Source organism: Niallia sp. CD-39, from assembly GCF_059874745.1.
The window spans coordinates 118,601-142,444 of the sequence record NZ_JCBCPS010000002.1 but is presented as its reverse complement, the minus strand read 5'-3'; the positions used below and the strand labels follow the sequence as shown (position 1 = coordinate 142,444).

23 protein-coding genes are annotated in these 23,844 nt (G+C 34.7%); 7 read left to right on the top strand and 16 right to left on the bottom strand.

Annotated elements, in window-relative coordinates:
- Nucleotides 1-36 precede the first annotated feature (36 nt).
- Together nosZ and AC6F34_RS07015 are read right to left on the bottom strand one after the other, a co-directional pair.
- Nucleotides 37-1,905, bottom strand: coding sequence for a Sec-dependent nitrous-oxide reductase (nosZ, locus tag AC6F34_RS07020; protein WP_500770433.1), 1,869 nt, complete (start codon nucleotides 1,903-1,905; stop codon nucleotides 37-39).
- A 37-nt stretch (nucleotides 1,906-1,942) separates the two neighbouring features.
- Nucleotides 1,943-2,383 carry a c-type cytochrome gene (locus AC6F34_RS07015; RefSeq protein WP_500770431.1) on the bottom strand — a complete coding sequence of 147 codons (441 nt, stop codon included), beginning with the start codon at nucleotides 2,381-2,383 and terminating at the stop codon, nucleotides 1,943-1,945.
- Nucleotides 2,384-2,597: 214 nt separating this feature from the next.
- On the opposite strand from AC6F34_RS07015, the gene AC6F34_RS07010 reads away from it, so the two are divergent.
- The 3 genes from AC6F34_RS07010 (at nucleotide 2,598) to AC6F34_RS07000 (ending at nucleotide 7,914) form a co-directional block, all read left to right on the top strand.
- Nucleotides 2,598-3,338: a Crp/Fnr family transcriptional regulator gene (locus AC6F34_RS07010; protein ID WP_500770429.1), complete on the top strand. Its 741-nt coding sequence runs from the start codon at nucleotides 2,598-2,600 to the stop codon at nucleotides 3,336-3,338.
- Nucleotides 3,339-4,244: 906 nt separating this feature from the next.
- Entirely contained in the window at nucleotides 4,245-5,027 is a 783-nt protein-coding gene (locus tag AC6F34_RS07005) for a methyltransferase domain-containing protein (protein WP_500770427.1), read from the top strand.
- A gap of 460 nt (nucleotides 5,028-5,487) precedes the next feature.
- A complete protein-coding gene (locus AC6F34_RS07000; protein WP_500770425.1) occupies nucleotides 5,488-7,914 on the top strand; it encodes a bifunctional diguanylate cyclase/phosphodiesterase in 2,427 nt (808 codons plus the stop codon).
- A 528-nt stretch (nucleotides 7,915-8,442) separates the two neighbouring features.
- On the opposite strand, the gene AC6F34_RS06995 is transcribed toward AC6F34_RS07000, so the two are convergent.
- The 8 genes from AC6F34_RS06995 to AC6F34_RS06960 all read right to left on the bottom strand — a co-directional run bounded on the left by AC6F34_RS06995 (nucleotide 8,443) and on the right by AC6F34_RS06960 (nucleotide 15,826).
- Nucleotides 8,443-9,423: a metal-binding protein ZinT gene (locus AC6F34_RS06995; RefSeq protein WP_500770423.1), complete on the bottom strand. Its 981-nt coding sequence runs from the start codon at nucleotides 9,421-9,423 to the stop codon at nucleotides 8,443-8,445.
- A 613-nt stretch (nucleotides 9,424-10,036) separates the two neighbouring features.
- Nucleotides 10,037-10,390: a DUF4260 domain-containing protein gene (locus AC6F34_RS06990; protein ID WP_500770421.1), complete on the bottom strand. Its 354-nt coding sequence runs from the start codon at nucleotides 10,388-10,390 to the stop codon at nucleotides 10,037-10,039.
- A 1-nt stretch (nucleotide 10,391) separates the two neighbouring features.
- Nucleotides 10,392-10,814 (bottom strand): MerR family transcriptional regulator, encoded by a 423-nt coding sequence (locus AC6F34_RS06985; protein WP_500770419.1) that lies wholly within the window; start codon nucleotides 10,812-10,814, stop codon nucleotides 10,392-10,394.
- Nucleotides 10,815-11,153: 339 nt separating this feature from the next.
- Nucleotides 11,154-11,654, bottom strand: coding sequence for an SRPBCC family protein (locus AC6F34_RS06980; RefSeq protein ID WP_500770417.1), 501 nt, complete (start codon nucleotides 11,652-11,654; stop codon nucleotides 11,154-11,156).
- 233 nt (nucleotides 11,655-11,887) lie between these two features.
- Nucleotides 11,888-12,076: a DUF6366 family protein gene (locus tag AC6F34_RS06975; protein ID WP_500770963.1), complete on the bottom strand. Its 189-nt coding sequence runs from the start codon at nucleotides 12,074-12,076 to the stop codon at nucleotides 11,888-11,890.
- Between the two features lie 340 nt (nucleotides 12,077-12,416).
- Entirely contained in the window at nucleotides 12,417-13,250 is an 834-nt protein-coding gene (locus tag AC6F34_RS06970; RefSeq protein WP_500770415.1) for a CPBP family intramembrane glutamic endopeptidase, read from the bottom strand.
- Nucleotides 13,251-13,469: 219 nt separating this feature from the next.
- The gene (locus AC6F34_RS06965) at nucleotides 13,470-14,264 is read right to left on the bottom strand and encodes a MerR family transcriptional regulator (protein WP_500770413.1); all 795 of its coding nucleotides are present in this window, start codon (nucleotides 14,262-14,264) and stop codon (nucleotides 13,470-13,472) included.
- A 689-nt stretch (nucleotides 14,265-14,953) separates the two neighbouring features.
- A complete protein-coding gene (locus tag AC6F34_RS06960; RefSeq protein WP_500770411.1) occupies nucleotides 14,954-15,826 on the bottom strand; it encodes a LysR family transcriptional regulator in 873 nt (290 codons plus the stop codon).
- A gap of 148 nt (nucleotides 15,827-15,974) precedes the next feature.
- Between AC6F34_RS06960 and AC6F34_RS06955 the strand changes: the two genes are divergently transcribed.
- The 4 genes from AC6F34_RS06955 (at nucleotide 15,975) to AC6F34_RS06940 (ending at nucleotide 18,881) form a co-directional block, all read left to right on the top strand.
- Entirely contained in the window at nucleotides 15,975-17,018 is a 1,044-nt protein-coding gene (locus AC6F34_RS06955; RefSeq protein WP_500770409.1) for an aspartate-semialdehyde dehydrogenase, read from the top strand.
- Nucleotides 17,019-17,574: 556 nt separating this feature from the next.
- Nucleotides 17,575-17,889 (top strand): ArsR/SmtB family transcription factor, encoded by a 315-nt coding sequence (locus tag AC6F34_RS06950; RefSeq protein WP_500770407.1) that lies wholly within the window; start codon nucleotides 17,575-17,577, stop codon nucleotides 17,887-17,889.
- Between the two features lie 85 nt (nucleotides 17,890-17,974).
- Nucleotides 17,975-18,403, top strand: a complete 429-nt coding sequence (locus tag AC6F34_RS06945) for a DMT family transporter (protein ID WP_500770405.1) — start codon at nucleotides 17,975-17,977, stop codon at nucleotides 18,401-18,403.
- A gap of 10 nt (nucleotides 18,404-18,413) precedes the next feature.
- Nucleotides 18,414-18,881 carry a DMT family transporter gene (locus tag AC6F34_RS06940; protein ID WP_500770403.1) on the top strand — a complete coding sequence of 156 codons (468 nt, stop codon included), beginning with the start codon at nucleotides 18,414-18,416 and terminating at the stop codon, nucleotides 18,879-18,881.
- Between the two features lie 181 nt (nucleotides 18,882-19,062).
- On the opposite strand, the gene AC6F34_RS06935 is transcribed toward AC6F34_RS06940, so the two are convergent.
- The 6 genes from AC6F34_RS06935 to AC6F34_RS06910 all read right to left on the bottom strand — a co-directional run bounded on the left by AC6F34_RS06935 (nucleotide 19,063) and on the right by AC6F34_RS06910 (nucleotide 23,729).
- Nucleotides 19,063-19,458 carry an NUDIX hydrolase gene (locus tag AC6F34_RS06935; protein WP_500770401.1) on the bottom strand — a complete coding sequence of 132 codons (396 nt, stop codon included), beginning with the start codon at nucleotides 19,456-19,458 and terminating at the stop codon, nucleotides 19,063-19,065.
- Between the two features lie 27 nt (nucleotides 19,459-19,485).
- Complete coding sequence (locus tag AC6F34_RS06930) at nucleotides 19,486-19,857, bottom strand: cupin (RefSeq protein WP_500770399.1); 372 nt, start codon at nucleotides 19,855-19,857, stop codon at nucleotides 19,486-19,488.
- Between the two features lie 180 nt (nucleotides 19,858-20,037).
- Nucleotides 20,038-20,496 carry a hypothetical protein gene (locus AC6F34_RS06925; protein ID WP_500770397.1) on the bottom strand — a complete coding sequence of 153 codons (459 nt, stop codon included), beginning with the start codon at nucleotides 20,494-20,496 and terminating at the stop codon, nucleotides 20,038-20,040.
- A gap of 510 nt (nucleotides 20,497-21,006) precedes the next feature.
- Nucleotides 21,007-21,798, bottom strand: coding sequence for a MerR family transcriptional regulator (locus AC6F34_RS06920; RefSeq protein ID WP_500770395.1), 792 nt, complete (start codon nucleotides 21,796-21,798; stop codon nucleotides 21,007-21,009).
- Between the two features lie 168 nt (nucleotides 21,799-21,966).
- The gene (locus tag AC6F34_RS06915) at nucleotides 21,967-22,803 is read right to left on the bottom strand and encodes an SDR family oxidoreductase (protein ID WP_500770393.1); all 837 of its coding nucleotides are present in this window, start codon (nucleotides 22,801-22,803) and stop codon (nucleotides 21,967-21,969) included.
- A 479-nt stretch (nucleotides 22,804-23,282) separates the two neighbouring features.
- Nucleotides 23,283-23,729, bottom strand: coding sequence for an NUDIX domain-containing protein (locus AC6F34_RS06910; protein ID WP_500770391.1), 447 nt, complete (start codon nucleotides 23,727-23,729; stop codon nucleotides 23,283-23,285).
- Nucleotides 23,730-23,844 lie beyond the last annotated feature (115 nt).

The window sequence follows — 23,844 nt, the reverse complement described above, 5'->3', positions numbered from 1 at the left end:
TGAATCGTTACACTAGCTCCATATTTTTCTTAGGACCTAATTTGGCTCTACTAACAAATAACCGCTCATTTCCTGATGTAATGCGGAGCAGAAGTTTGTACAATAAACTGGGAAGGTTCCTGCTTTATCTGCAATGAACTCAAGAGTACTTGTTTGACCTGGCTGGACTTCAAAATTAAGATCATAATCCATAATCCCAAATCCATGTGTAATATCTTGGTCAAGATCGATGTTTGTTAGATGGATGATAACTTTATCGCCCTCTTTGACTACGAGTTCATCGGGACGTTCCGCTTTTGCATCAAAAATAAATTTTGAACGCATAGCTATTCCATAGACATGAACTTCATTTCCGATTCGTTCAATATACGTGTCTTCTTGTGTCCACACGGCGTTTTCTCGATTCTCATCCTTTTCATAAATGTAAATAGGATTTATTTTATCGCGATGAACTATTTGAGCATAATGCGGTTCTGGGTCGACTGGAGCTGTATAAACTAGCTCCATCTTGTCTCCTGATATGTCGATTAGCTGCATTGATTCTGGGTGTGACGGTCCGACTGGTAAGAAGTTATCCTTCGCAATTTTATTCAATGAAACGAGCCACTTTCCATCAGGTGAAGCTGTATCTCCTTCAGCAGCAGTACTATGTCCCGGAGAGTAATGAACAGAAACTCGATCAACCACTTCTCCCGAATCTACATTCCACTTCACGACTTCAGAAGAAATAAACATCGTATTATAGGCGAATCCTTTGTCATCGAATTGCGTATGAAGAGGCCCTAGCGCACCCGGAGGATCTACTTCACGCTCTACAACCTCATCGTAAGGTAAAATCGGAATTCCGAATTTCTCTTCAGCAAAATTTCCTTCTTCTATTAATGTGAAAGCCTTCTCAAAAGAGAAAACTGTGATTAACGGAGCAAGCTTTCCAGATGCTACAAATCGAGTTCCATCTGGGGTAACATCAACTCCATGTGGTGACTTTGCAACAGGTACAGCGTATATAGAGCCACTATGCTTACGAGGATCAATTACTTTCGCTCCATTTATTTCATCGAATTGGCCATCTGCCACCTTTTGCTCAAGCTCTCTCCAGTTGATTAATACAATATAATCACGATCATTTTGAGAAGCATTAATTTCCATATTGGTCGTGGCGAATTCTGTATTATATGTTGTCATGACAATCCAATCACCAGACATTTTCTTCCCAGCATCTGATAAATCATAAGACCAAGGTGGAAGCATAATTTGGTAAGCTAGTTCAAACTCTTTCGCATCTTGATCAAACTTCACCATTGAGGTAACCCCTTTATACTCCTCTTCAAAATCATCTAAAGGGGCATACTCTTTTCCAATTGGTACAGAGAATCTTGTTGGCATAACAATGTATTCTGTATTCTCCGTTACAAAGGTTCCTGCATGAGGCCCTCCCATATTAGGCATTTCCATGATGTCCACTGTATGGAAGGAGCTAAGGTCAACCGCAGCGATTCGATTATTAGCAACATCATTTGCAAATAAGAATTTTCCATCATAATCACCATCTGTTTCTGAAACGGCAGGGTGATGGAAATCTCCCCACGTATAGCCCCCAAGCATTTCTTTAGACTTTGCATCAAATCCATATCCTGTCGCAGGGTCAGGCGTAAACACTGGTACTGTTCTGATTTTTCTCATTGATGGCAAACCGTATACAAAAAGCTGCCCCGAATGTCCACCTGACGAAAGCATATAATAGTCGTCCAGTTCTCCATAAGGGACATATACCTTTTCAGCATTCGATTTATTTGAATTATTGGCTGCATCACTGCTTTGCCCTGGAGAAAAGTCTGCAAAAAATACGGTCGACATCACCAGGCCAGTAACTAAACCGAAAATAGCAGGCATCCATTTTTTCATTCTTATTGCACCACCTTAATCTAATTTTCGTCTCTTTTTATTGTTCAGATGCTTGTTTAAGAAGCTCTACAATTTGATTGATCTCCTCTTCGGATAGAGGGTCTCCCGCAATGACGCTCGACATCACAGCTGATGTTGGTTCCTTTAAAAATTCTTCCAACGACTTCCCATGCTTTCCTTCAATTTGTTCATACGATTTCGATAAATCTGGTCCAGTAATACCACCAGAGAGATTCAAGCCTTCTACAGCATGACATCCCAAACAGCCCTTTGTTTGCAGTAGACTGTCTTCAACCGGCGTAATTGGGACTTCAGTTTCTTGCTCATTAGAATCAAGTTCATCGGATTGGATTGGGTTTGTCTGATAACCTACCATATTTGATGCCTTTTCATCTGAAAGATAAACCTCGAATAATAAATAACCTAGCCCTAATCCTATAAGAGCACTGATGATGAAATAAACAATCGATTTTTCCACCTTATTCCCCCCTCGTAAGATTTCATTTTTAGAATAAACATAAAAAAGAACGGTAATTGTGATCACCATCACAACCCCCATTGTTATTGTGACGAATAGGTGAAAGATAAAATTAGACCTCTCATTTAACAAATGCTGTGTGAAATAAGTCACATAATCGTTCGATGCACTTCGTTAAAATAAAACCAAACTACATGTAAGCAGGTGAAAAAGGATGAAGAGTGAGATCATTGAACCGAAGGTTACGCACTACAAGAACCCCTCCCATGAGGATTTTCTAACGAAAATAGAAATTTTTAAAAATCTCCCTAAAGAGGTCTTACAGCTTGTAGATAAACGAATAATCAAAAGAGCTTACAATAAAGGAGAAAGAATTATTTCTGAGTTCGAAGAAGCACAAGGTGTATTCTTTGTTCATTCAGGGATTGTGAAGCTAACAAAGCAGGATGAACAAGGGAATGAAATTATTGTCTGTATGAAAAAAGCAGGGGAAATTTTTGCAGAAGCAAACCTTTTTAGTCAAGCAGGACAGACTTATCCGGCTACTGGCACTATGATTAAGGATGGGGAAGTGTATTTTTTGAATACAGATGATCTAGAATTGGAGCTCATGTACACACCAGAGTTGGCTGTTCAAATTATTCGCGACATGAGCGAATCGTTAAGGGATATGACATCGATGCTACGAGACATTGCCTTACTTGATGTTTACATGAAGACCATTAACGCCCTTGAAAGACTCGCAGAAAAATTTGGTGCAAACCATTGTAATCGAATGTACATTGAACTTCCTATTACGGTTCAAGAGTTCTCTACTTTAATTGGTAATTCACGGGAAAGCGTAAGCCGTGTGTTCTCAAAGCTAAAAAAAGAAGGCATGATCGAAATATCAGGAAAAAAAATTGTCATCGTTGACTGGTGTAAATTTTGTGCTTGCTACCTACATAAAAATTAGCTGATATACAATCGTGGAAACTGTAGCTACATGAATAGGTTTCGTAACCGCTGACTAGATTTCATATATTTACTGAAAAATTGATATCCATCTTTCAACAAATAGATTATGACCATTTTTGAAGGTGTCGTTGATAATACGAGACCTATTTCCTATACTCTCAAAAGTGCAACATAGGACTGCAAAATAGGGGGAAACTGGATTGAACCTATCGAACATTCTTCAATCAAATGATGAGTTTAGTGCAAGGTCATCATCCTTATGGAGAAAATAATGGTATTATATACAGATGATGAATAAAGTGCATCACTAGAGTAGTAAAAGTGCAAAATATGGAGGGAACATGAAATTATTTAGAAGCATGTCCAAAATAGAGAAAGATAATTGGCGAAAAGGAGCTATACTTGGTTTCTATACTTATATGATTCTCTTATTTATCAATTATTCTTATTCTTTACTATTTGAAAGAGAGCCTATTTCTTCATCTATTATTTTTTGGGCGGGATTAATCATAGCTTTCGGATACGATTTTTTCTTAAATATTAGATCAAAGATGCAAGTGAAAAAAACGGATGGATAGTTCTTTTTAAAATAAGTTCGCTTTTAAGCGATTTAGTTAAAGAAAAGCAATATGTACTTGTACGGGTGTGTTGATCTAAGGATTGACCACTTTTTTGTTGTTTGTAATTTTTAAAATGTCTTAAAACGTACGGCCTTAGTGAAGACCCGAATAGAATACACGGTTCATGAAGGACGAACGAAACAAACAACAACGTATGCGAGCGTTTATCAACAGACTAACATAAGTTTTACTTATGGATTATCATTATTATAATCGAATTTTTTTATACCCCCTGCTTTGCTATAGTTTAAGATAGAAATTATTATTCATTGGGAGGGGTTTTAATGAGTAATCATTGGAATTCAAAGCAATATATGTTATTCGGGGATGAGCGTACACAGCCGTCAATTGACTTAGTTCATCGACTTGAATTGGAGAATCCGAATAAGATTATTGATATAGGCTGTGGTCCAGGAAATAGCACAGAGCAGCTATACAATCGTTACCCTAATGCTAGTGTTTATGGCATTGATTACTCATCTAATATGGTTGAAGCAGCAAGAAAAAAATACCCTAAATTGCGCTTCGATCAATATGATGCTGCCACAGATTTATCCGACTTAGACAACGATTATGATCTTGTGTTTTCAAATGCCGTTATTCAGTGGATTCCAAATCATCAAAAACTGTTATCAGACATGTTCGCACTCTTAAAAGCCGGTGGGTCACTTGCAGTTCAGATGCCGATTAATGAAGAAGCTCCAGCCTTTCTAGCAATTGACGAAGTTGTCAATAACCGTAAGTGGGGATTCACAGATAACGAATATGCTCAAACGAATAAACTTCCTAGCCAAGATTATTTTGACATCCTATCACAACTTACAGATCAGTTCTCCATCTGGGAAACGACATATTACCACCGAATGAAAAAGCATAGCGAAATTTTAGAGTGGGTAAAAGGCACAAAGCTACTTCCATATTTAAAAGCGCTAAATTCAGATGAGCAAAAAAAGCAAGCATTCCTATCCGAGTTGCTAGATAAGTTTGCTGAAGCTTATCCAAAGCAGAAAAACGGGGAGATCATCTTCACCTTCAAACGGCTATTTTTTATTGCGAAGAAACAATAGAATAGAGCATTACTCTTTTAGCTTATTTACATTCAAGCATAAGCCAAAGTCTGTAAAATTATTGCAGGTTTTGGCTTATAGCATTTACTCAATGATTCGAAAAAAGAAATGTTGAGCTCACTCTCTGGAGCCTTAAAATAAGAAATTGGTTCCATAAATGTTTTCATCGTGATACGGATGTGCATTTAAAAGCTGACCAGATTCGTCACCGTCTGATTTAACCTTTCACTTCCCCTTATCTACTCTTAAAATGGGGGAAACGTTGATTTTTATAGAGCTACTTGCAAGATACTAGAGCGTAACAAAACAGGAGTGACCTTACGTACAGTTTTTTGTTTTGTAACAATTGCCACTTTTAACCTCTAAATCTATTTAGACTTTATCCGAATTAATTACTATAAACACAATTAATAAGTGATAAAATATACCCAAAACATTAATAAAGGAAATCTTTAAACCTATGGAATTAATAACAAGTACTTACAATCTTTCACTGATCATGCTCTCCATTTTAATTGCCGTTTTAGCATCCTATGCCGCGCTAGATCTAGGTGTACAAGTTCGTAAAGCAGAATCGCATTTACGTTTAGCTTGGGGAAGTGCAGGTGCATTAGCGATGGGAATGGGAATATGGGCCATGTACTTTGTTGCGATGCTGGCGTTTCACCTAAATATACCCGTTCACTATGATTATCGAATTGTGATCATCTCCATCATCCCAGCAATTCTTTCGTCTGGAGTAGCTTTATATATTATTAGTAGAACTGATCTAAAGAAAATTCATGTGTTAATTGGTGGATTCTTTATGGCCGTAGGAATTGGTTCTATGCATTATATTGGGATGGAAGCGATGATTATGGACGCCACAATCGTCTATAACCCTATCCTCTATGCAGCCTCTCTCCTCATTGCATTTGTTGCATCAATAGTTGCGATTCATCTTATTTCATTTGTCATTAACAACCAGAGAGCAAAAAATATATGGTGGCGAAAAATACTTTGCTCGCTCATTATGGGTATTGCAATAGCTGGTATGCATTACACAGGGATGGCCGGAGCGAGTTATGAAGCACATCATCATCACTTTGAAGGTGTTGAACCACTCAAAAATACTTATTTAGCTTATGGAATTGGAATTGTCATTCTTCTCTTATTAGGATTTGTCTTTTTAAGTACGATGTTTGATCGTCGGTTTGAAAAACAGGCAATTTTTTCTGAGAGACGATTTTTATCCGTCATTGAATCTGCTAATGATGCGATCATTCTATGTGATCATACAGGGTCCATTATTTCCTGGAACTCTGCTGCTGAATCGACCTTTGGCTTTAGCAAAGCGGAAATAGTTGGCGAGAGTTTACAAACCATTCTTCCCAAGAGATACCAGCAAGAACTGCAACAAAGAATGGATAATTACTTATCAGCTGAAGAGCAAAGATTCATTGGGAAAACAGTAGAATTAGAAGGCGTCAAAAAAGATGGTACCGAAATTCCAATTGAATTATCGCTAGCCGCGTGGAAGGAAGAGGAAAAGGTTTTTTTCAGTAGCATCATTCGTGATATTACTGGTAGAAAGAAAAATGAAAAGCGTATTAATCAGATGGTGTACTTAGACCCTCTTACTGGACTTCCAAACAGGCGATTATTAAATGACCGCTTAACATTAGCTATGGAGCAAGCTAATCAAAACATGCAATCACTAAGTATTATGTTTATTGATCTTGATCGCTTTAAATACATTAACGATACGCTTGGACACGCTGTAGGGGATAAATTGTTAATAGAGGTCGCCCAGCGGATTCAGTCGTTTTTAGGAAATCAAGACACAGTAGCAAGACAAGGTGGCGATGAATTCATTGTCTTACTCCCGCAAGCGACAGTAGTTGAAGTGACAATGGTGGCAAAAGCGATTGTTGAAGCACTTAATACTTCTTTTATTCTAAAAGACCAAGAACTTTATATTACACCATCTATTGGCATTGCCATGTACCCAACAGACGGAACAGATATAGAGACTCTTATCAAAAATGCTGATACAGCCATGTATCAAGTCAAGGAACTCGGAAAAAATCATTTTCAATTTTACACACCGCAAATGAACGAAGCTGTTACACGGAGAATGATGTTAGAGGTTGGCTTACGTAAGGCCCTAGAGCATAGTCAGTTCAAGGTCGTATATCAGCCACAAATCGATGTAACCTCAGGTGAAATCATTGGTACAGAAGCACTTCTTCGCTGGAATCATCCGGAATTAGGTGCAATCTCACCCGTTGAGTTCATTCCAGTTGCAGAAGAGACTGGACTAATCTTACAAATGGGAGAATGGGTTCTACATGAAGCATGCAAGCAAAATAAAAAATGGCAAGAGCAAGGCTATCCAAAACTTCGGATGTCTGTGAATATTTCCTCCCGTCAGTTCCAGCAAAGTGACCTTGTCCACAGAGTGAATAACATCTTAAAGGAAACTGGACTAGAACCGCAATACCTTGAACTAGAGCTCACTGAAAGTATTATTCAAGATTCCAAGAATGCACTAGATAAAATGCAAAAATTGCAGGACATGGGCGTCTATTTATCAATCGATGATTTTGGTACTGGTTATTCATCTCTTAATTATTTGAAGTCAATGCCCATTCACACTTTAAAAATTGATCAGAGCTTTACCAGAAACATTTACACCGATCCAAAAGATGCCTCTCTCGTAGAAACAATCATTACAATGGCCCATAACTTGAATTTAAAAGTCATTGCAGAAGGCGTAGAGACAGGAGAACAGCTACAGTTCTTACAACAAAGACACTGTAACGAAGCACAAGGCTATTACTTCAGCCGTCCTATTACAGCTGAAGATATGGAAAGCATGTTTTTTATAAAACAAAGTAAAAGGTGAATGCTAAGCATACTCTGTGACTCAAAATGATTATGTCACACCCTCCTTACTTAACCATTACCCAATGGTCATACAAGGATTATAGGAACTAATCATTTTCGCATTTTTATTACAATGAAATACCCAACATAATTAGGGCTTCTTTAGGGTTCACCGATTCTAGATATCGATTTTGTAATTATGTGATCTATGGATGTTCCCATTAGTACTATATGGTCAAGTAAAGTCGTTAACGAGATGACAAATACTCACTTACTGCTTTCACTCAAGACTTCATCTGTAGGAGTGAATGATTTGAACCTTAAAATAAATCATAATCATTACGATTAATATCGCAAAAAAAATCCTCCGCTTTTGTTTAATCGTAATGATCATGATGATCGATATTCTTACATTTAAATTGTACAAGATATGAAGAAGGGTGCAACAAGCCCTCTCTTTTTTCTATGTAATCATACCGATGAACAGTATCCAAAACGAAATTATTACGATTTAAAGTTTATAAAATCTCAATCTTTTAAAAAATAATTAATGTGCTAGCATATCCCGCACTAATCCAGCAGCATCTAATTCAGAAGGATAGTATGTTGGCCAATGTTCTACTTCTTCTAACAATGCTTCACGATCATCGCCCCAATATAAGTGATAATGGTGAGACTCAACTGGGAATATATTATGATCACTAAATTGAATGTATTGAGGCATATTCTCTGCACCATTTGCTAATTTAAAGATAAAGCGCACTCCTCTATTCCCTTTTTCATACTGAAGGATTTCGTACCCATCTGCAACATATTCTCCTGAATTTTCTTCGCCATTTTCAAAAAAAGTGACAACATTATCTTCAATAAGGATGCGACCAACGTCTGTTACATAACCATGAGTATAATACTCTTTGTAAGCTTCAGCAGTCATCTCTCCATTTTCTGCCTTATGTTCGAATACTACATCCAAATCACCTGATAGTAGGTATGGATAGACAGACTGCCAATCACCTTCCCAATCTGACAACTCTCGGTCTTTTACCTGGTTATCTTCGAAATAGCCTTGATAAATTTGCTTGCTAGCTTCATCATGCCCATGATGGTCATCAATGGTAATTTTCACAGGATGTGATTGCACAATTTGATTATGCTCATCATCAAATAAAACAGCTTTGATTTCTAATCCGTTAATCTCTGCTTTACCTGTAAAGATTTCAGTTAGCTGTCCTTCAACACTACTCCATTCTTCATCAGCAGATTCTCGACTATACCAGTGCCAATGATCATGTTCTGTTTCTTCATCCAACACAGCTGTTAATTTAATTTCATCACCGGTATGATAATGATCAGCTAGCCCTTCAATTGTCACACCCTCTGGAGCCTCTCCATCATGATCATGATTATGTCCTTCTTTTTCATGTTCTTCTGATTCTGCGTTTCCTTCTTGTGATACTTCATTCGTTGTTCCTTGGCATGCCACTAGGAATACACTTAGGAACAAAATGCTAAACAAAAGCTTCTTCATTTTACCTCTCCTCACCCTTATATAAATCGTAATTGTTACGTTTTATAAACTAACACTTACTGATAACAACTGTCAAGATATTTTTTATTAAGGGGTAGACCAAAAATGCTAGAAAGTTATAATGATGCTCTCGATAATCTTATCTTCTTTTTGCAAACACCGTGTTTAAGTGGACTCCTATTCCTATTGATCAAAGGGAATATTTGAACATTAAGGAATGTAATTAAACTCTCCATATAAATGCAAACTAATTTCTTGCGTGATAAAACCGGATCACTAACTAAAATAGCATGTTCGAAACAACTCTTATAAGAGGCTTCAATATTTGAAGTAATTTGAAGTAACCATTTAAAATCTTAAAGATAACGTAGAAAAGCAAAAGGGATGTTACATTGGGCAACCAGGAGCCAGATGTAGCTTTGAAATAAAGTTCGAAAAAAAGAGGCCATAGCATATGGAACTAAAAAATCCATTCTGAAAAATTGATCAGAATGGGATTGCGATTACTAAATATGTACGATTTTTTTGAAAGGTTCTGCACCCGTTAGTTTAGGTAGATATCTTCACAAATCGGTTTCTTTTATTAAATATATTCTTTCTTAACTTATCTTTATTAAAGCTTATGAATATGTGTATCCTTAAAAGAATTTCCATATTTCAATCCAAAACCTAATAATCTATCCATAAAAATATGCGCAAGCCAAATGATGGTGATGAGAAGCAGATAATCATTTAAAAAGAATAAGAAGTAACCTATGACTAAAAGAAGAGGTAACACTAAGCTATGCCCCAAATTATAAACAATTGCACCTATTTTATTGTTAATTACATATCCAATCATTGTGATATCAGGTATGAATAATAAGACAAAAAACAACCAGATTGGAAGGTCTAACTGTGTATAAATATAAAATGAAAGGGCAAAGGCAATTCCGTTTTCAATACGCACCACTTGTTTCATATTCATGTCATCCCCTCTCTTGAACCATCTTAAAAAACAGGTCTATCAATTCTTCAATAACCTTTTTATTTTGTAAATATTTCTCATCACTTACTAGTTCTTTAAGTGTTTGTACTATTTTCAAAGATTGCTGATAAAACTGGATTTTATCTTCAATTTTAATTATTTTTTCATCTAATAACAAAACTGTTGAATTGTTGCAACTAGTTGATACGGCTTCTTTTCTAAGAGTAAGTACTTGTTGTATTTCTTTTAAAGAAAATCCTAATTCTTTTAACACGATGATCAGCTGAATCTGTCTTTCACATTCTTCATCATATTCTCGATACCCATTTGAGCGTCTTTTTGGCATTAATATATTCTCTTTCTCATAATAACGAATTGTATCAGCCTGCAATTGATATTTCTCAGCAAAGTCTTTAATTTGCATGTTCACCACTCCTCAAATACAACATTAACATTGGAGGAGGCTCTAAGGTCAATAGTGGAATTTAGAGTCCAGACCTAAAAACATAGTAATACTTTGGAATCCTACCTGCCCCTGTTATAGAATAAGAAAAAGCCACCTGTTTTGGCAGCTGATGATGAATATAAGCACCCGTTAGTGTAAGTAGAAAACTTCACACTCTCTTCTAAAGAGTTTCAATACAATATTTGGTATGAATATAAAAAGCCCTTCTTATTTAAGAAAAGTTATGTTATTCCCAACATCTTTTCATATGAAAGGCTTATCCATATTAAGTAAAAACTCTGTTACCTTTAATTTATATTAAAATGAAGGGTATGTAATTTTTCCTGTTTCTAATAATTCCTTCAAACCTAAAAACATGTAATGCCAACCTTGCTCGGTCTCTTTTTTCCAATCTTCATGTGCTTTTTCAATATCTTCTGTGGTCCAACCTTCTTCATGGATTACGTTGATTTCTTGTGTGAAGCTCATTTCACAGCCTGTTACATGCGGTTCGATCTCTACTGTAATGTCGTCTTCTAAATCACTAAATTGAGGCATTTTGAATGTGAAAACAAGCTTTGTTGGTGGTTCCACAACTTTATATTCTCCAATAGCTCGGTAATCTTTCCCATTTCGGTGATCAACAATTTCCCATGTTCCACCGACACGAAGATCACTCTTTGCTACTTTATTCGTATGTTCCATGGTGAACATCCATTTTTTGTTTATTTCTGCGAAAGTCCATGCTTCAAACACTTTTTCTGCAGGAACATCAAATTTTCGTTTCATATTAAGTATTGTTACTGATGTTTTTGTCATTCGAACCATCCTCTTCAACGGTATTATTTTGTTAATTGATTATTATTTTTTCATTACTTGAAACATTGTACTTAATAAATGGGTAGTAGTCATTCTAATTAACAGTATACCAAATATAGGATATTTTTCGAATTATAGTTGGGAGATAAAACAATTGTATATAAACAATAGACTAATGGTGTTTTTTTTATGTTCCCCTACAATCCATATTGAACTATCCTGCCACCTTTACTTTAATAAGAACATTGTGACAGTATGACAAACCCTAAGATGATTATCAGAGTCGTAAAAATTTTTGTAAGACAACAACCTTTTACTAATGCTGAAGGATCACCAAACATCGCACGGTTTACTGCGTCAGAAAAATTGCCCATAGGATTGTTTTCCAACTCTTTTTTCCGCGTTTTTTCTTGGTCATCCATGCTCAAAGGAATCATCCTCTCTTTGATTTTCTTCTGTGGTAAGTATTACGGAAGTAAAAGCAAATAGTTTCGCTTCCTTTCTTCTTTAACAAAAACTGCCCCGTTAGTCAGATAAGATAAGCTGCCTAATTTGGCAGCTTACCTTGAAGAACAGCACTCCTGTTAAGTACGTTCCTTCAAAAAATTGTCATATTATAGAAAAAGAAAGCTGGTTTTGAGTATTACTACCCAATAGTTTAAAATAAAATTATTTATTTACTATAAAAAATTGTTCCAGTAGCAGCCTGATCTTAAATTATTAGCTTAAAATAGTCAAAGGATATAACTGAACATAAGATCACTAAATACTGTATTTCTCTTCATTATTTATGTTAGGAACCTTCATGCCATACAATACTTTTTTGGGGTTGATAATGATAATTAAAGTTGCTGTTGTTAAGTAAAAAATTGCGTTATACATAATCAAATCAATTAAGTTTCCGTTTATTAAGCCAATATAAAAATTAAAGAATTGATGGATGATGATAGGAATGATTAAATTCCGATTTAAATTATAAAATGCTGTCATGATAATTGAAGTAGATATGATTGAGATCATAAAGGATAAGATATAAATAATCAAACCCATGCCCCAAAACCCTGTAGTCAGCCACATAGGCAGATGCCACAATCCCCACCAAAAGCCGATGATAATTGAAGCTTTTAATGGCGAATACCTCTTTTGAAGCTCAACTTGAGCAAAACCTCTCCACCCTAACTCTTCACCTAGTGGTCCAGACAGTAGGTTTCTAAAAAAGTAATAGAACAGCATTCCCCATGAAGATATAGTAAAAATGTAGTCAACTTCCCTTTTATTCATTATGAGAACCAAAATGATTATAAATATTGCCAATTGAATCATACAAACAGAAAGGATTACAGTTAATTTAATTTTAGTCTTGAATTTATTTTTAACAAAACCTATAAAGCTCTGCCCAGGAAAGATTTTTTTAAATAATATTGCAAAAGCAAATGTGGAAGACCAAGCAGATATACATTTTGCTAAATCAAAAACCCATGTAGGAAATCCCAATAGCTTTATGGCCCCTACCAGACAAAAAAGTGGTAAAAAAATGATATTGGTTAGCAGAATAAAACTTGCTACCGGATTTTTTAATTTCTTTTCTATGCTCATACAGATCACCCGCTTATAACGAAGTATCTCGCCAATACCATACCGCTTATATTAACGAATACCTTCAGCTTAAACCTAGGGGTTAGACACAGGTCAATACAATTTCTGTATTATTTTTTCGATAAGTGGACAATAAGACTCTACCTGTAATCATAGAATGTTTAGACTTTATTTGTTCCTCTATCTAAGAGTTAGGTGAAGTATATTCAAAATCTAGATTCACTTTATTGGTACATACATTTCCAAAAAAATACGTTCAAGTCCATCTTCATATGTGGTAAGCAATAGATTTATATAAGCAAGCCCCAATAGTTCATACCCTTTTTCTTTTGCTGCTTTTCTTAAACTTGCTTCAACTTTATGGTCAGTGTTTTTCCCACCTGTTGACCATCTTCCATCTTCAACAACTGTATAAATACATTTTGGATGAGATAGTATTTCACCTTCTATTGCTTTGTCACCATCTTTTACTTTTTTTACAATGACAAATTTATCTTCAAGAATACCTTCTTCATTGAAACTTATTACTCTTCTTAAAGATGTGAGAATAACTGCTTTTTTAAAATTGTCTGTGCCTTCTTTTAGGGTGTCATATTCCTCATATGAGGTATAATGCTTCATTTCGCCTTTAATTTCTAAAGGATTCATTGCCTTTATTGTGTATGTATTTAAAAAATTCCTGATGTTTTCACAATCTTCTTTTACACTCTGAAGCTTTTTTAACAGCAGTTTGTTATATTCTATTATTTCCAAAACCTCTTGTTCTTTCTCTTCTATAACCGATTGTATTCCCTCTATACTCTTACTTCTTTTTAATTCTTGTATTTTCTTTATTTCAATATCAATTTCTCTGTAGAAGTTGACGGATGTAATATCATATATATCAAAATGATTATATTTTCTGTAACCATTCTCACTATTTTGCTTAGGCTTGACTAACTCCTTTTCCTCATAGAATTTCAGGGTATCTCTAGATACATCCAAAAATTTAGCCACTTGTCCGATTGTATACATGGTACTCTCCTTTATCTTTAATAGTTGAAATTTCATATTTTCAGTAAGTCCGAAAATATAATAGAGATCTTATTTAAATGAATATGCAGCTATCAATTCTTATACATTGGTATGTCCATTGTAATCTTCCCTACTATATTCTTCATAGTCTCTTCTAAAGATAGCCTAGCAAATTCTTCACCTAAATCTAATTCTATATTCTATAAAAATAATTCCATATTCTTGTTTCACTATCCTGCCCCGCTTGTTACATAAGAAAAGCCGCCATATTTGGCAGCTGATCTTGAAGAAATGCGCTAGTAAGTTGAATAAGATATCTTAATAAGTAAGTTTCTTTGAAAGGTAATACTGCTGGTTATCTTTATTAGGATGTTCTTCTATTACACCAACTACTTCATAACGGGGTCCCGGTAGTAAAACGCGGAAAAAACGAAAGCAAAATTTGATATAAAAAAATTTGATTTTGGGTTTTTTAATCTGGTATTTTCCTTAACGTTGTAAATCAGCATTTTACTGACGCTACCCCATATAGAAATAATGAAGTTGTTTAATTTCGCTTAATTTTTTATTTAACTATTTTAAGCAAGAGCCTTGCTACATTTTATACGTAGCAAGGCTCTTTAAAATCGTTTCAAATTACATCGAACGAACTGAGTAATCTATAAAAATTACTGTTATTCAATCATAAATTATATTGCTCTTTCTTCTAATATACTAAGAAAAGATTGTAGTACTGGAGATATCCACCTGGATTTATGATAGATCACATTACTTTTAATAAGTTGTGATGCTTCAATTGGCTTAAAGATTAATTCGTTATTGTTACAATTTTCTTTCACAACAATATAAGGAAGAATAGCAAGGCCCAACCCGCACAAAACTGATTGTTTAATAACTTCAATACTTGAACTTTCAAATGTTCTGTCAGGCAACTGTCCACTCATACGTATGTAATTATCCACCATGGTTCTGTACCCACAATTTCTCTCTGTATAGATAAACTGATAATCCTTTAATATCTTTAATGGATTATCACATGAAGCTAAGTCAGTCGGTAAAACCCAACCTAAGGTCTCATCAAACAAAGTAGTCGTAATGAGCTCATCGTATTCCATTGATTGTCCAATCAAAAAAATTATATCTGTTTCTCCATCTCTCAGCTTCTTAATTGCTTGTTCATTTGTTCCCGTCTCAAGAATAATATTCACTTTAGGATTTATCAGTTTATATTTTTGTAAGATATTTGGTAATCGATAGACAGCTAAAGATTCATTCGCAGTAATAGTAAGCGTACCTTCAGGATGATTGCTATCTTGTGGGATTTCTTGTGCTTTTTTGTAAATCGCAAGTAATTCTAACGCATACGGATGAAAATGATGCCCAGATTTTGTTAAAAGTACTTTTTTTCCTAACCGATCGAAAAGTGGAGATTGTAAGTCGTTCTCCAAAGCCTTAATATGCGTTGTTACAGTGGATTGTGCATAATCTAATTCGCGTGCTGCTTTTGAGAATCCACCATATTTAACGACAGCACAGAAAGTCTTAACATGTCTCATTTCCATAGCTAAACCTCTTTTTAGTATCATAATTTATGAATGACTATATCATATAATTCAATTTATCAAATAACAACTCTTCCATTATAGTAAAAGTAGGAATTAAAAATTGATCTATTCCACTTCTAAAAATTGATTATCGGAGGAGAATAATATGAGGAAAAAGAGCTATCATATCGCTGTTGTAGGTGCTACTGGTGCAGTTGGCCAGAAAATTATTAACTTGCTGGAGCATATAACTCAATTTGATATAAACGAAGTCACTCTTCTTTCATCGAAGCGATCTGCTGGTAAGAAAATCTCTTTTAAAGGTCGAGAAATCATAATTAAGGAAGCGGAGGAAACAAGCTTTAAGGGTGTTGATATTGCATTTTTTAGTGCTGGCGGAGAAGTTTCTAGACATTTAGTAAGATTCGCTGTCGATAGTGGCGCAGTTGTAATTGATAATACTAGCGAATATCGTATGTCAACTGATGTTCCACTTGTTGTTCCAGAAGTGAATGCACATACTCTTATTAAACACAAGGGTATTATTGCAGTACCAAATTGTGCTGCTTTACAAATGGTGACAGCGCTTCAGCCGATTAGAAGATTATTTGGTTTAGAAAGAATCATTGTCTCTACATATCAAGCTGTATCAGGAACTGGAATACATGCAATTAATGAGTTAAAAGATCAATCAATGAAATTACTCGCGGGTGAAGAGGCAACCGCTTCTATAATGCCTGCAAAAAAAGATAAAAAACATTATCCAATTGCTTTTAATGTAATTCCGCAAGTAGATGTATTTACTGAAAATGATTACACCTTTGAAGAGGTAAAGATAATTCAAGAAACCAAGAAGATATTCGAAGATTCTAACCTGAAAATGGCTGCCACTTGTGTCAGAGTGCCAGTTGTAAGTAGCCACTCTGAATCTGTTTATATTGAATTGGAACGAGTAGCAACTGTTGATGAAATAAGAAATGTATTATCTTCTGCACCAGGCGTTATTTTGCAGGATTCTCCAAGTGAACAACTATATCCAATGCCTATTTACACAGCCGGAAAAACAGAAACGTTTGTTGGAAGGGTTCGGAAAGACCCTGACAATCCATATGGTTTCCACCTCTGGATCGTATCAGATAATTTATTAAAAGGGGCTGCTTGGAATTCAGTCCAGATTGTTTTGACAATGGTCGAAAAAGATATCATTTGATCTCAGCCTACTTGAAATGGAACAATAGCAACACCCAAATCTCTTTAATTGTAAATTTTAAAAAAGGATCGAATGGAAAAAATGCCCATAAGGACTTGATTAGATCAGAATTAACTAGGAAATAAGTGAAAAATCTACTAAGAGAAGTATTTCACTTAGTATAGAAATACCCCTGAATTAATTTGTGATTTAGGGGATGTTTTTGCTTTCTCTATTCAACTAACCTGCCTCTTATATTCAATATGAAAAAGCCACCTGGTTTGGCAGCTCTACATAAAGGAAACGCCAAATACTGCAATACCCGGTGCTAATGAAGAAATATTAAATAAGTCCACATGGATGCTGCTGTTAATCACTGATAAAAGTATAAGTAAAATAATAGGATAGGCTAAACCAAAAAATAATGAAATAGGATCTCTGTTAATTTCCTTCACTACTCGATTAGCAAAGATAACTGTATTCATTCAAAAACCTAATAACATTTAAGTGTGATAAATTCTTTTGTTTGTTGATTTTTCAATTTGACATATCGAGATAAATAGATATAATAAGGTTTATGAATACTATCGATGTATTTAAAGCTCTATCTAACGACACTCGACTTAATATCTTACAGTGGTTAAAAGAACCGGAGAAGCACTTCCCCAAACAAGGGGCTCATCTTCCAAAGGAGGTTAGTTATAAAGGCGGAGTATGTGTTGGGGACATCCAAGAAAAAGCTAAAATTTCTCAATCTACGGTATCTCACTACCTAAATATGATGCAGCAAGCAGGTTTACTCGAATCTGTTCGTTATGGAAAGTGGACTTATTATAGAAGAGATGAGGAAACTATTCGTAAGTTAGCTGAATATTTTAAAACGGAGATCTAATTAGAACTTCGTTATTTTTTAATTAACACATCGACAATTCTGGATATTTAAATATATAGATATATTTATTGGGAGGATTTTAATAATGCGGTACATTGCATATATTTTTGCTTTATTCGCGGGGGTAGCCCTTAGCTTCGAAGGAGCTATTTACGGCGAACTAGGTAAAACAATAGGTAAGCTCGAAACAAGTTTTTATAATTTTTTTGTAGGTGCAATTATAGTTGGACTACTGTGGTTGTTTTTTGGTAAAGGCAAGATTTCGTATGTAGTTGAAGCACCAAAATGGACACTCCTTGGAGGTGCATTAGGAGTTGTTTATTTAACAGCAATTGTAATTAGTGTTCCATTTGTTGGTGTTGGTATAACAATGGTCGCTGTTATTATTGGTCAATTAATAATGAGTATGGTCATAGAACACTACGGATGGCTCGGAAATATGAAATCATCAATTAATAAAGAGAAGATATTTGCTGTTATTTCAATGATAATAGCTCTTATTTTAGTTAATTAGGAGGTAAAACATGGGTATAATTATGATTCTTTTCACTCTACTTGGTGGAATTACATTGAGTGCACAATCAGCCATTAATGGTACATTTAGTCGTAAGGCAGGGACTATTGAAACCACATTGTTAACCTTTGTCACCGGTACTATGATTTTAGCTATAATGATTCTCTTCTTTGGTCATGGAGATATATTCGCTATCTTTGAAGTGCCCGTTTGGCAATTAAGTGCGGTATTTTTAGGGGTGATTTTTTTACTTTTTAACGTCTTTGCAGTTCCGAAAATTGGTGTTATTGCAACCAGTATTACTGTTATCTTCGGACAATTGGTCAGTGGAATCGCAATTGATCATTTTGGTTGGTTTAATAGTTTAGTTCTCTCCCTTGATACTAAACGTTGGTTTGCATTATTGTTTATGATTATTGCTCTTTATTTTATTTATAAAGGAAATAAACGCTCAAATGAAGAGGCAAGTGCACAATAATTAATGTATTAAAGTGCTTCAACCATTAATATCCGTTGGAGTACTTTTTAGTTATACCTATCAGCTAAGCTATCCCGTTTGTTCCATAAGAAAAAGGACTTCCTTATTTGAGGACTGCCCCCGTTAGTGAAAAAAGCCCTCCTAATCATAGAGAGGGGCTAGTGTTTTGGAAAGAGCAACGTCACATGTTTATTAAGTAATTTGCCTTTCTAATCGAGTTCACGTAACCTTTGGGCAAATTAACGGTATTAATCTCCTCAATTGAAATCCAATCAAACATTGAATGTTCATCACTAATTTTAACATTCCATATCTCCGTGCAGTTACACAAGTAAGTAACAATCAGTACATGCTTTCCTTCTATTACTTCATAAACCCATATATCAATTAAGTTGTTTATTAAACATGAAAGTCCTAATTCTTCTCGAATTTCCCTAATGACACATTCCTCTGGTGTTTCTCCTTGCTCTAACCTACCACCAGGCAATTCCCATTCATTACGTTCATTTTTTAGTAAGATTACTTGGTCATTGCTGAAGATAATTCCTTTAACCGAAATTGGAAGTTTCCAATTCAAATTATCCTCTCCTAAAGAATTTATAGTTTAAAATTTATTTTTTGCTTTATTTAAAGGCATAAATGATGAGGGAATTAGTTCTTCACTTTCAATAACAATAGCAATTAATCCTGTTTCAGTTTTAGTTTCATGCCATTCATCTTTTTCCCAAAAAACAGCATCTCCTGATTGATCTTTCGTGTATTCTTCTTTATCACCTCGAACAAAACCTTCTCCATTCATGACTAAAAGAAGTTGAGGTACTACTGCTTGATGATAGCCAATAACTCCGTTTTCTTGTAAGTACATGCAACCTACATGAGTTGCCTTTACAGTTTGAACAATACTAGACATTACAAAGTCTGAATTAAATTTTGAGATCTTCTTACCACTTTCCTTATTAAATTGATAAAACTCCATATTAAACCTCCAAGACAATTAAATACTCATTCGGATTCATAAGATGATTCGCAATTGTTATTACATTAACCTGCCTCTTTATTGAAAAAAGAAAAGTCACCTGAATTGGCAGCTGTCTTGAATATAAGCACCCATTGAAGAAAAGTAACTATTACACCGTCATATTTAATTACATATCTGTTATTTCCAACTGAATGGTGTATACTCTATTATTTCCCATTCTAAATCTTCCTTTACTAACATCATTACTATCGGATTGACCTGCGGATTCGTTGTTATGTATCTTGTAGAGCCAATCATAATGCTATTCCCATCAAACCCAATTACATATGAGTCTTTATTAGTTTTAATTACTAAAGTAGTCAATATTACTGGGAGTTTTAGTGGATCAATCTTTTTTAGTTTAATTTGTTGGTTAAAAATATTATTTATTAATTTTTGGTCATCTATTGTAGTTGAAGCCGTTTTCGTAACAAGTGGTATTTGGCTATAAACCGTTATTTGCTCAACCTCTTCACCCTCTTCAATTAAATTTGCCATCACTTCTTCATATGTGGTTTTCTTTGATTGTTCATATAAAAAGTTGCCTACTATAATAATAATAAGAACAATGATACTAACTATTTCTTTCTTGTTCATATCCCAACCTCCGGATCATTATTACCACAGGTCTATTCAACTAATCTGCCCTTTTAAGTAATAAGAACAACTGCATAGTTTGGCAGATGTACTTTGAACTAAGCATTGTTAGTTTTAAAAGGTATGTCTTTTCTTTGATTTACCTTCTCTCTATGTTGGAAATTCGTTTATTTTATTTGGAAATAACAGGTGTAAACATAATAAACACAATACCCAATACAGCAAGAAAAATGAAAAGATTACTTCCCATAAAATTCCTCGTTGTTGAATCAGTATTCGTCACGCCCTTTCATTATTCCTTCTTCAACAAACCCTGCCCCGTTAGTAAATAAGCCCTCCTAATCATAGAAAGGGGGCTTACATCTTTACATGCTTGTATTTGCTATTTCTTTTTACTGCAGGCATGCTGCCCCTTCCTTCCATAAAACCTCATTAAACTTAATTTTATACAAATAGACGCTTTCTTAATAAAGAAGAGCGTCCTATTTTGAAGAAGCACCTTTGTTATCTTTACAAATCTTTCTTTCCGTCCTGATGAAGGGCTATTTTCCTGCTAATCAGTTCCTCAATAACCATTTCCATAAACGTTTCCTCTTCTTTGTTAAAAGCACTAGGAAATAAATAAGGATTAGGGTTTTCATAAGAATCTTCATTATTCTCGAGCTGTTTTATCATTTCATCGTCTATAAGAGGTTTGACTGTCGCCTTCATATTGGATATCATGGCTTCGGTATGATTTAGCACCTCAGGATCATTAGGTTTTTTTCCTTCTTGAATGAATCGCTTCATTTTACTAGTCCACATGGTCATTTCCTTATCCAAGTCAAGTCGAGCAGTGTACGATTGTAACTTATGATAAATCGAGTCCGCCCCATGCTCATTGATCCAGCGGTTTCGTGCTTCTTCATTTTTCAAAGCATGAATAAGCACAAGCAGTGTATCATGATCGACGACTTCTGATTCTGATATGGTTCTTTGTACAGAGGCAATGGCCTGTAAAACTACATCAATCTGTTTTCGTTTTTCTTCTAGCATTTTTGCCTGAGTGATCAGTGTCTTTGAAAAATCCTGCTCAGGCTGCTTAAGATATTCGGAGATCTCCTCTAGTGACAAATCCAAAAATTTTAAGACTAATATTTTTTGAAGTTGCGCAATGGATGTATTGTTATACTTCCGATGCCCCTGTTCTGTGTATTCCGAAGGTTTCAATAGGCCAATTTGATCATAGTGACGCAGTGTGCGTTCAGTTATTCCTGTCAGTTTCGAAAATTCTCCAATGGCATAATTTTTTTCCATTGTCATTCATCTCACTCCCTTTCCTTTTGAACTTTATCACTTGACGTTACGTCAAGTGCAAGGACCTTTTTTGTATTAATTAATCACAACCAAGATTCTGGAAAGGTTTTTATAAATGTAAAACATAATAAAAAAGACGTGTGAAAAGAAATTCTCACACGTCGCCTTTATCTTCTAAAAAACATATTTTTCTCCAGTAGCACGTACTGTAATATCACTAATATTTACACCCCAAGGCTGGTTGATTGTAAAGACAACATTTCTAGCTAAGTCTTCAGGAGAGATAAAGAATAGCTTTGTGCTGTTTTTATCTAATTCTTCTTCTGATATATCTCCATTTACAAATTTTTCTAGTTTATTTAAATATTCATTTCCATTGTGACCAGCTAAACCAATCTGTGCTTCAGGATTTATAACGGAATTACCTAGATTTGTACCAGCAACACCAGTTGGTTTTACAGTAGATACTTTAATTTTCCCATTTGCTTCAACACGTAAAGAGTCAGAGATGACTTTAACTGCAGCTTTTGTTGCAGAATAAACACCAGAACCATAAATACCATAATTTCCATAAATAGAAGAAATATTAACTATTTGTCCCTGTTCTTGTTCCATCATTTGGTCATAGACTGCACTAATGCCGTAAACAACACCTTTAAGATTAATGTCAATTACTTTATCCCAAGCACCTGCTGCTTTTTTGTGATCAGCAAAGAACGATAAAGGCATAATCCCAGCGTTATTAACTAATACATCTATACGACCAAAAGTTTCAACTGCAAATTTCGCCATATTGTCCACTTGCTCTTTTTGTGTAACATCTGTTACAACATATTCTGCTGTTTGCCCTTTTGATTTAAGATTTTCTACAACTGTTTTTAAAGCATCTTCATTAATATCTGCGGCAACTACTTTTCCCCCTAGTTCAGCAGTCATTTCAGAAATTATTTTTCCAAAACCGCTGCCTGCACCAGTAATAACTATTACTTTATCTTTAATGTAGTTCTCCATATTTTTACCCCCTAAAATTTTTAATTAAGTTATCTTTATTTCAAAGTAATTTTAACTCTAAAACAAAAATTAATCAATTAAAACAATTCCCTAACATCAGATTTTTTGAAATATCACTCAAATCATTTTACTTTTTCAAATATCATTCTTCATCAAACCTGCCTAAATTAGCTACTGATCTTGAACATAGAGCCCGTTTGTTTCTGTACATTCATTCACATCTTTGTAATTGTTAACTAAAATTCTTTATTTTGTAACTATCTCAACGGGGGTATATGCTTCCCATGGACTTTTATCCATTTTCATCACCTAAAAATTACATTTAGGTTTAGTTTGACTTGTTCAGTTACAATCATTTCTTCTTTAACTAAACTGCACCTTTAGTTAATTAGAAAAAGCTGCCTCAATGGCAGCTGGTTCAAAATAAGCAGATTGTTTACACCGAGTGCTCTTTAATTTTTAGTTCTTTCAAATCGAACTTAAAGATAGTCAAAAATTTTCATATCTACCGAATCAATGTAACCAATTTCTTCATTAAGGTCCCATAGCTTTATTTCTGAAGTTTCATCATTCTTCTTAAATGGTTGCAGTCTTTCAATTGTAGTAAAGTAAACTGGATTATACTTTATGTTTCCACTCGCAGTATTTTTCACCTTTAATAAACCTTTGAACTCTAGATTAGTTACATGTTGTCCTGTTTCCTCATTAAGTTCTCTAATGGCACAATCCTTTGGTGTTTCGTTATTTTCTCTAGCTCCAGATGGTAGTTCCCATTGTCTACGTAAGTCGTTATAGCAAAGAAGGTAGTTCCCTTCACACTTCAAAACTGCAAAAGATCCGGCTAAAGGTTGATATTCATTTATGAATGTTTCTTCTGTAATAATATAATCGAGAAATTGAAAGCCATTGTTTTTTAGACTATTCAAATCGTGAGCTCCCTTTTTATTAGAATAAGATTTACTTCTAGTTACAACACAAAAACACCTTTATTTCCATTCTACTTACTAAACTAACCTATCCCTTTTTATATAAAAAATAGAG